The organism is Rhodococcus sp. BH5 (assembly GCF_027583855.1).
GTDB lineage: Bacteria > Actinomycetota > Actinomycetes > Mycobacteriales > Mycobacteriaceae > Rhodococcus_F > Rhodococcus_F qingshengii.
This window is the reverse complement of the sequence record NZ_JAJHVW010000040.1, coordinates 1-8,591: the sequence shown is the minus strand read 5'-3', so window position 1 is coordinate 8,591 and position 8,591 is coordinate 1. Positions and strand designations below refer to the sequence as shown.

9 protein-coding genes and 1 pseudogene are annotated in these 8,591 nt (G+C 60.5%); 9 read left to right on the top strand and 1 reads right to left on the bottom strand.

Annotated elements, in window-relative coordinates:
- Positions 1-256 precede the first annotated feature (256 nt).
- From RhoBH5_RS31995 to RhoBH5_RS31955, 9 genes and pseudogenes are all read left to right on the top strand, one after another.
- Positions 257-415 carry a hypothetical protein gene (locus tag RhoBH5_RS31995; protein ID WP_270009561.1) on the top strand — a complete coding sequence of 53 codons (159 nt, stop codon included), beginning with the start codon at positions 257-259 and terminating at the stop codon, positions 413-415.
- A gap of 3 nt (positions 416-418) precedes the next feature.
- The gene (locus RhoBH5_RS31990) at positions 419-1,033 is read left to right on the top strand and encodes a hypothetical protein (RefSeq protein WP_270009560.1); all 615 of its coding nucleotides are present in this window, start codon (positions 419-421) and stop codon (positions 1,031-1,033) included.
- An 88-nt stretch (positions 1,034-1,121) separates the two neighbouring features.
- The gene (locus RhoBH5_RS31985; RefSeq protein WP_270009559.1) at positions 1,122-1,298 is read left to right on the top strand and encodes a type II toxin-antitoxin system HicA family toxin; all 177 of its coding nucleotides are present in this window, start codon (positions 1,122-1,124) and stop codon (positions 1,296-1,298) included.
- The gene (locus RhoBH5_RS31980; RefSeq protein WP_270009558.1) at positions 1,295-1,687 is read left to right on the top strand and encodes a HicB family toxin-antitoxin system; all 393 of its coding nucleotides are present in this window, start codon (positions 1,295-1,297) and stop codon (positions 1,685-1,687) included. The genes RhoBH5_RS31985 and RhoBH5_RS31980 overlap by 4 nt, the downstream gene beginning before the upstream one ends.
- A gap of 1 nt (position 1,688) precedes the next feature.
- A pseudogene (locus RhoBH5_RS31975) lies at positions 1,689-2,108 on the top strand (IS6 family transposase); the annotation flags it as partial.
- Positions 2,109-2,381: 273 nt separating this feature from the next.
- Positions 2,382-3,020, top strand: coding sequence for a YdcF family protein (locus RhoBH5_RS31970; RefSeq protein ID WP_270009557.1), 639 nt, complete (start codon positions 2,382-2,384; stop codon positions 3,018-3,020).
- 100 nt (positions 3,021-3,120) lie between these two features.
- Positions 3,121-3,693, top strand: a complete 573-nt coding sequence (locus RhoBH5_RS31965; protein ID WP_270009556.1) for a hypothetical protein — start codon at positions 3,121-3,123, stop codon at positions 3,691-3,693.
- Between the two features lie 374 nt (positions 3,694-4,067).
- Positions 4,068-5,096, top strand: a complete 1,029-nt coding sequence (gene glsA / locus RhoBH5_RS31960) for a glutaminase A (RefSeq protein WP_270009555.1) — start codon at positions 4,068-4,070, stop codon at positions 5,094-5,096.
- The gene (locus RhoBH5_RS31955) at positions 5,093-6,733 is read left to right on the top strand and encodes an MFS transporter (RefSeq protein ID WP_270009554.1); all 1,641 of its coding nucleotides are present in this window, start codon (positions 5,093-5,095) and stop codon (positions 6,731-6,733) included. Before glsA ends, RhoBH5_RS31955 begins: the two co-directional genes overlap by 4 nt.
- Positions 6,734-7,100: 367 nt before the next feature.
- Here the strand turns inward: RhoBH5_RS31955 and RhoBH5_RS31950 are convergent, their stop codons facing one another.
- Positions 7,101-7,523 (bottom strand): transposase, encoded by a 423-nt coding sequence (locus RhoBH5_RS31950; protein ID WP_270009553.1) that lies wholly within the window; start codon positions 7,521-7,523, stop codon positions 7,101-7,103.
- Positions 7,524-8,591 lie beyond the last annotated feature (1,068 nt).

Below are 8,591 nucleotides of genomic sequence, written 5' to 3'. Positions count from 1 at the left end.
CTCTTCGACGCGAACCCCGCGATCACACGGAACCGGCAACGACTCGACGCGGCGCGAGCCAACTTCGATGACCGATCCGCTGAATTCGACGCCACGCCCGGAGGGCAGTCCGAGTTGCGCAACTAGCTCGACACAGAGGACGATCCAAGCAAGCGCGAAAACTTGCGGCAACGCCTCGATGTCGGCAAAGCCCTACGTGAGCATCAGATTCAAGCCGCAGCCGATTCCGCACACCACGAGCCGAAGGACACCGGCCATGACCGCCAACGAGATACCGACCCTGACGCAGGAGCAGCGCGAAGCGTTCTGGCGTCGATGGGGATGGACCCCGGAGCTGCCGGAAGCCGAGCGGCTGGCGATCGAACAGAAGTGGCACGACACAGCGATCGAGGAAATCGAGGCGTACGGCTTCTGATCGGTGACCGCGAGGTCGTGCCCACTCGCGTACACGCCTGATCCGGATCGTTCCGAGCAGCTCGCCGCGCGAGGAGACAGCGCCCCAACCCTTCACGAACTAGCGCCTGCGGACGCCGATCTTTACCGGCAGCAGATGGAACAACTCAAAGAAACCAATCGTTTCGCCACTTCCGCGCACGTCTACAGCGACGACGAATACGCAGGTATGCGGCTCTTCGTGACCGACGACGGCCGCTCCGGAATCGCACTCAAAGACGACGAAATCGTTTCGGTGTTCTCCCACCGCGACAGCAACCACCCGCGCGCGGCGAATTCGATGCTCGAAACCGCAGTCACCGCAGGTGAGCGGCGTCTGGACTGCTTCGACACCGCACTACCGGAGATCTACGCGCGATCAGGATTCGTCCCTGTCGCCCGTCTGAAATGGAACGACGACTACGCCCCCGAGGGTTGGGACTACCGCACTTACGCACCGTTCAACGGCGGCCGTCCCGATGTGGTCTTCATGGCTCACAATCCCGCATCGGTGGATTCGACATACCAGCGCGGGTCCGGGCGCTATGTGGACTCGTACGACGACGGAACCGACGCGGTCCGCGCCCACCTCAGACAATGAACAAAAGCGTGTGAGCTGGCAAAACGCGAGTTCCTTCAATTTTGTCTAGTTGGTTGACTAAAAATAGTCAACCAACTAGACTATTCTTATGGTTGCCGATCAGCTCACACGCAAAGTGGTCAAAGAACTCAAAACCGCAGGCTCTCACACCACGTGGAAGTCGGAGAACGGAAAGGTGCACGTGAGTGTCCCGGACGGGCATCGAACCATCTCCCCAGGCGTATACCGCAAGGTACTCAAGGCAATTCAGGAGGCGAAAGCATGAGCGAGACCTACGAAGTGACCGTCACCCGTGAGGGGAAGTGGTGGATGATCGAAGTCCCTGCCCTCGGAGACGACGGATTGACCCAGGCGCGCCGCCTCGGTGAAGCCGAATTGATGGCACGGGAACTCATTGCCGTATCAGCAGGTAAACCGTTGGCGGACATCAATGTTTCCGTTCACGTCAAACTCGACGCCGAGGGGCCGGACTTGACTGAGCGCGCGGAAAAGATCAAACAGGACCGAGAACGCGCCGCGAAATACGAATCCACGTCCGTCGCATCCGCCCGCGCTCTCGCGCACGAAATGGCCGCTGCCTGTGTGCCGGTGCGTGATATCGGTCAACTACTCGGCGTTTCGTTCCAGCGGGCGAGTCAGCTCGTCAAAAGCTGACATGCTCGAACGCGGTGTCTCGGTCAGCTACGAAACGATCCGCCGGTGGTGCGCCAAATTCGGGCAGGCCTACGCCAACGAGCTGCGCCGCCGACGCCCCCAACCCGGTGACAAGTGGCACCTCAACGAGGTGTTCATTCGGATCAATGGTCGGCAACATTATTTGTGGCGTGCTGTCGATCAGCATGGCAACGTGCTCGATGTGCTGGTTCAGTCACGCCGAAACGCTTTGGTGACCAAGAAGTTCTTCCGGAGGCTGCTCAAAGGTTTGGAGTATGTTCCGCGGGTGATCGTCACCGACAAGCTGGGCAGCTACCAGGCGGCGCACCGCGAGCTGCTGACCGCCGCCGAATGGCGTACCGAGATGGCCGACCGATTCGCGGTCTGGCAAGAGATCACCGCGACCGATGCCGCCGCCTGAATGTGAACGGCCCGGCGGTGTCCCGTAGCGTCCTGCCCCAAACAGACTTCGCTGCTAGGCTTTTCGACTAACGTGACAGTGCCCAACCACGCCCAGTGGTTGGATGATCTTGACCGGGTAGCGGTGACCTTTGTACGACGGCATTGCGGTGCTCACGCCATATTCTCCCAGTTCGCCGCGTTCAACAACGTGACAATGCCGTCAAATGATGCAATCGCGGCGAAATGCTCGTTACTGTGGGCTGGACAATCGACAATCTGGGGGTTCGGCTACATGGCAAATGTTCGCAGGTCTGTGACGAAGGGATTGATTGCCGCTTCGGTGATCGCCGCAGCTGGAATAGGTATTTCGCCGGCGACAGCGAGCGCCGACATCACACCGACCACGGTCGTCAACGGAATCTTGTCGACTGTCGGCGGCTGCCAGACGCCGGTGCGGTCTCTCATCCTTGCGTGCACGAGTGCTGAGACGCTGACACGCCAGTCGCCCGTGCTGCTCGACCTCAACCCCGTGGGCACGAACATCGTCGTCTTGGGCGCCGGCCTCTTCGACGACGGCACGATGCGTCCGATGCTGGTCGACCGACTTCAGGCGGCGCTGCAGCTGGCTCGTCAGTACCCGCAGTCTCCGATCATCACAAGCGGTGGGGCCCCGAAGGCCGGAGTGACGGAAGCCAGGGCGATGCGCGAGTGGCTCGTCGCCAACGGCGTCGACCCGGGCCGGATCACCGAAGAAGGAACGTCGTGGTCCACGGTGGAGAACGCGCTCAACTCTGCGCGGATTCTCGCAGATCGAGGAGCAACGGGCGTGGTTGTGGTCTCGAGCGCCAATCACGTGGAACGCGCGATGGTGGACTTCCGGGTTGCAGTTCTCGGCCGGATCCCGGTCGCAGGCGTGATCGCTGCGACCTGACGTCTCGTTCCAGCGTGCGAGCCAGCTCATCAAAGGCTAGCTGGAACGCCGGACGGTCACTCCAGAGATGCCCTAAAAGACTTACGTAAAGATGTACAACATGGCGAACATGATTGTGTTTCGCAGTACGTTCGACAGTCGGGGCTTATTGGCGTATGTTCGCTTCATGGTCCATGACACGAAAACCGCCAGCGAGGTTAGAACAAATTTCTCGTCATTCGTGGCGCAGGTGGTGGAAAACCCCTACGCGAGAATATTTTTCGGAAGCTACCGAAAACCGGAGGCGGTACTGATGTCCAGTCGCGCCGACGTTCCGGACGAGGTGCTTACCCACCTCCTTGTCGCGACTGCCTGTAATGAAGCTGAAATGATCATCCGCGAGCACCGTCCGAAAAATTCGTACCCGCGCATCGGTGACGGCACTGGCAAAATTCTTGCGTGGCTTTGGCGGCTCGACCCTGATCGCGCGACGAAGTTCCTCACCGACATTCTCGCAGAGCTTCGACACCACAACCCGAGGGCACCGAAGCCACGTATCAAGGTTTCCGAGTTTCTCGAGGTGATCGACGGTGCATTACCGCACGGATTTCCAACAGCCGAATTGGCCGCCCTGCGCAGAAAGGCTGCCATCGATATCCCTAGTCGTCTAGGTGAAGACGGCGAAAAGCCCTGACAGGGCTATCCGGAGCAGGCAAAGACTCTCGCACAGAGTGAATCTCACACATAAGAAGCCCTGACGGTGGGCAAACACCGCCAGGGCCGACAGCCACAGAATGGAGTCTCAATCAGAAAAGTCAAGACACATTCTCTGCACTACGTGAGCTCATGAATATTTTCGATGAGACGGGGGCTCTCGAGGTCTGGCAAGGGAAGTCGCTCTAGCTGACGACCGCCGAGCTCGAAGCGCTTCTCTATACCCGCGCCGTCTCTGCCTCCGAGCACGAAGAGCTCAACCTGCAACTCTGAACTAAGATTCGGATTCATGCTCATCCGAGATGGTCGGCCACTCAGTCTTGCTCGTTCTTACGATTTGAAAGGGTGGCGTCGATGACTGGAGGCTCGTGGGAAGCAGATGCCGACGGTGTTGAGCAGGCCGTTCGCACCGGCGCACTTCCGGGCTGGCATCAGGTCGAGACAGATGTCGTGGACGCGTACCAAAGATACCGGTCGCGAACATCAGGGATCGTTGCCGACTACATCCCCACGTTGGCGGACGCCGACCCGGAACTGTTCGGAATTTCGGTCGCCGAGGTCGGGGGCGCCGTACATGTCGCCGGGGAAGCGGACGCCGAGTTCTCGATCCAGTCGATCTCGAAAGCATTCGTCTACGCGATGGTGTGTGACGAACTCGGTCACCATCTTGTGCGAGAGCGCGTGGGGGTCAATAACACTGGGTTGTCGTTCAATTCGGTCATCGCGATCGAGTTGAACGACGGCCACCCGATGAATCCGATGGTGAACGCGGGCGCACTCGCCACGAGCGCGCTCGTCCCGGGAGCGACACCTGCCGAGCAGTGGGAGCGGATCCGCACCGGATTGTCACAGTTCGCCGGTCGCCAACTGGAGTTGGACGGCGAGGTCTATCACTCGGAGATGCTCACCAATGAGCGCAATCAGGCCATCGCGCGATTACTGCAAAGCTATGGCCGCATCGACGGAGATCCACTCGACGTCGTCGACATATACACGCGGCAGTGTTCGCTCAAGGTGAGTGCGCGTGACATCGCGATCATGGGTGCGACGCTGGCAGACGGGGGTGTCAACCCTGTGACGGGTGACCGTGTGGTCTCGCCACAAGTGTGCCGGGATACTCTTTCCGTGCTGGCGGCCACCGGGATGTACGAACGATCAGGTGAGTGGCTCTTCGAGATCGGGCTCCCCGCGAAATCCGGGGTGTCCGGCGGAATCGTTGCCATCGCACCAGGAAAGGGGGCCATTGGTACCTTTTCTCCCCGTCTGGACTCTGCCGGCAACAGCGTGCGGGGGCAACGTGCCACCGCGTATCTTTCGCGCACGCTCGGTCTGAATGTGTTCGCCTCTGCTGCCCACCCCACCGAACGAGAGGGTTCCCGATGACCATTGATATGAAAGCTGAGTTGGTCGAGGAAAGACGGTCCTGGCTACCGATGGTGGGGCTGTTCTTCGCCCAGATCCTGATGTCCTTCAATGTCTCTGCACTCCCCGTCTCGCTTGGCGGCATGGTGGAAGACTTCGGTGTCGTGCCGACCGTCGCGAGCACGACGATCGTCGTCTACGGCCTTGCCGTTGCAGCCTTGGTGATGGTCGGCGCGAAACTCGGTCAACGGCTCGGCTGGGTCCTGATCTTCCGCGTCGTCGTCGCCACCTTCGGGTGCTCGGCGCTGATGATGATCCTCGCCCCGTCGATCGGATGGGCAATCGCCGGTCAAGCAGTGGCGGGTGCCTCAGCTGCGATCATTGTGCCGTCCCTGGTCGCGTTGATCGCCGAAAACTACCGGGGGGAACAGCAAGCTACGGCGATCGGATCGTTGGGCTCTGCCCGGGCAGTGTCCGGGTTAAGTGCATTCTTCGTCGGCGGTGCTCTCGGCACACTGGTCGGATGGCGTCCGGTGTTCGGCATTGTCCTGGTCCTCGCAGTCATTGTGTTCGCACTAAGCTTCACGCTCCGTTCCGATCGCGGGCATGCCGGTATCAAGATCGATCTGGTTGCGGCAGCCCTCATCGGTGCAGGCGTCGTGCTGCTCACCCTTGGCTTCAACAACCTCAACGGATGGGGAATCTTCTTCGCATCACCGGACGCCCCGTTCGACCTACTCGGGCTCTCGCCCGCTCCGGTTTTCATCCTCGTCGGAGTGGTGCTCGGTCAAGCATTCTTCACATGGACACGCCGGCGTATTCGTGAAGGAAAAGTTCCCCTCGTTGATCTCTCCGTACTCGGAAGCTCACGCGAGCGCGCCGCGGTGTACGCGATGCTGATCGTCGTCGCACTTGAGGCTGCGCTGAACTTCACAGTCCCCCTGTATATCCAGATCGTTCAGGGCCGAACACCATTCGACACGGCGCTCGCGATGATGCCGTTCAACCTGACCGTATTCGTCACCGCGACTCTCGTTGTCCGCTTCTACAAGCGGTACAGCCCCCGCACCATCGGCGTGTTTTCGTTCACTCTCACGACCGTCGCGCTCGTCTGGCTTGCCTACGTCGTCACCAATAACTGGGAGACCGTCCCGACCATCGTCGGACTGATCGTGTTCGGCGTCGGCCAAGGCGCGCTGGTCACACTCGTGTTCAACGTCCTTGTCACGTCGGCGCCCAAGGAACTCGCGGGAGATGTCGGGTCCATCCGCGGCACGACCCAGAACCTCGCATCCGCGGTCGGTACCGCACTGGCCGGCGCGCTCCTGGTCACGATCTTGAGTTTCAGCGTCGGTCAAGCGGTCATCGGCAATGTCGACTTACCTGAATCCCTGGTTACGCAAGTTGATCTCGACAACGTCAACTTTGTCAGTAACGACCAGCTCCGCGAACTCCTCGACGCTACCGATGCGACTGCTGAGCAAATCGACACCGCAGTTGCCGTCAACGAGGACGCCCGACTCGGAACCCTCAAACTGGGCCTGCTCATCCTTGCCGCCCTCAGTGCAACCACGATCATCCCCGCCACCCGCCTGCCCAATTACCGCCCACACGAAATCCCGGACCCCTCAGACAACGAAGAGGCCCGCACCAGTTAGTTGGTTTGCTCTCTTGTACGGCCTCCCGATGCTTGTTCGTCCTTGCCTTCATGACTGGTCGTGGATCTGTCAACGGCCAGCCTGAAAGGGGCACCGCGACGCTCGGGGATACGGCTGTCGGATGCAGGTTTGCTTGGGACAAAGAGTTGGTTGGAGCGAATTCCTCCGTAGCGCAGTTACCAGGTCATGTAGTGATCTAAATGATTCTCTGTCACGAGAGACCTCCGCGGCTAACCACGAGCGTTGAGATCAGCTGTAGTTTCCGAACCTCCCGGAGTCCTTTCCTAATGACATGGCAGCTGCGCATGTGCGCACTACTCGTGTCTCGCGGTCGAAACGCCCTGGTCGCGAGGATTCGTCGCTCGCTTCAGTGGAGTCCTGCGCTGTGGGCGCAATAGGCGGCTGCAGGGGCCGAATCTGGGATAGGGAGCGCTATGTGAGGTGGTGTGGGACTCCAGGCCCTGTTGTCACGGATCAGCGCCCAGAGAACATTGGTTCGTCGTCTCGCGAGGGCCATGACCGCGGCATTTCCGCGTTTTCCTTCGGCCTTCTTTTTGTCGAAGTAGGTCCTGGATTCGGGGCAGAACCGAATACTGTTGAGCGCGGACAGGTACATCACCCGCCGAAGTTGCCGGTTGTAACGGTACGGCCGATGATGCCGCCCAGTGGTTTTCCCGGAATCTCTTGGCACCGGCGCCAACCCTGCGTAGGAGGCGAGGTGGTCGGGGGAGGCGAATGCTTCGATGGTGCCGATCGCCGCCAGAAACTCCGCACCCAGACGCGGACCCATACCCGGCATACTGACTACGATCTCGGTGAGTGGGTGCTGGCAGAACCGGCTTTCGATTTTCGCGTCCAACTCGACCAGCAGAGCGTTGAGGCGCAGTACGTCTCGCGCCAGGTCCGCGACCAGTTCGGCAGCGAGTTCTTCCGCCGGCAGGTGAACCGACTGAGTCTTCGCCGCTTCGACTGCCGCGGTCGCGATCTTCGCCGCTTCGACTGCCGCGGTCGCGATCTTCGCCGCGGTGGTAGGTCGTAGACCGTGCGTCGTGAGCAGTGCGGTCAGGCGGGAAACTCCTGCTCGGCGTATCGCTTTCGGCCGCTGGTAACGGATGAGGAAGATCGCCCACCCGTGGTGTTCGGCGATCTTCGATACCCGCTCGAGGGGCCGGGCAGACGGCGGTGAGTTGTTGGCGGAGTTGGCTGATCGTGCGAATCCGGTCGGCGACCACGTCGTTGCGTCGGGTGATCAACATCCTCATCTCCCGCACCACAGTCTCGTCGGGTTGCAGGCGGAGGGAGCCGCTCATGGAGCCAGACATTACCTCCCACACTCGGTACTTTCGGAGGATCGTAGTTGTGGGGTTGTGACAAGGGTGGTGGCGGGCCGGTGGTGTGGTGAGCTGGGGTTTTGTGGTGGTGGCGTTGTGGGGTGTTTTTGAATTGTGTTGTGGTGCAGTAGCTTTAGTATTGTGTTGTGCGACTGTGTTTTTGGGTGGTTGTGCAACGTGTTTTGTGTATGTGCGTGTTGTGCAACGTGTTTGGTTTTGCTGTGCGTGTTGGGTGGTGAAGGTTGTATGATGGTGGGCATGAGGAGATCGAAGTGGTTGTGACGGGGCCGGTCCGTTGACGTGTCGACGGACCGGCCCCCACCTCCCCAGCCCTCTTTAGAGGTGACTCCGATTTCGACGTGAGACTCGGAAAGTCAACTGCAACAACACGATTCGATTTCGAGTGGCGCGCAGCGCCGCGCTCACCCGGCAACGATACTGCACCACCCACGGACCGCGCAGCGGTCCCCCTCGGCGGGGGCGCAGCGCCCGCCTGCCGGTCTCGACGCGTAGCGTCGGGAGAGCGC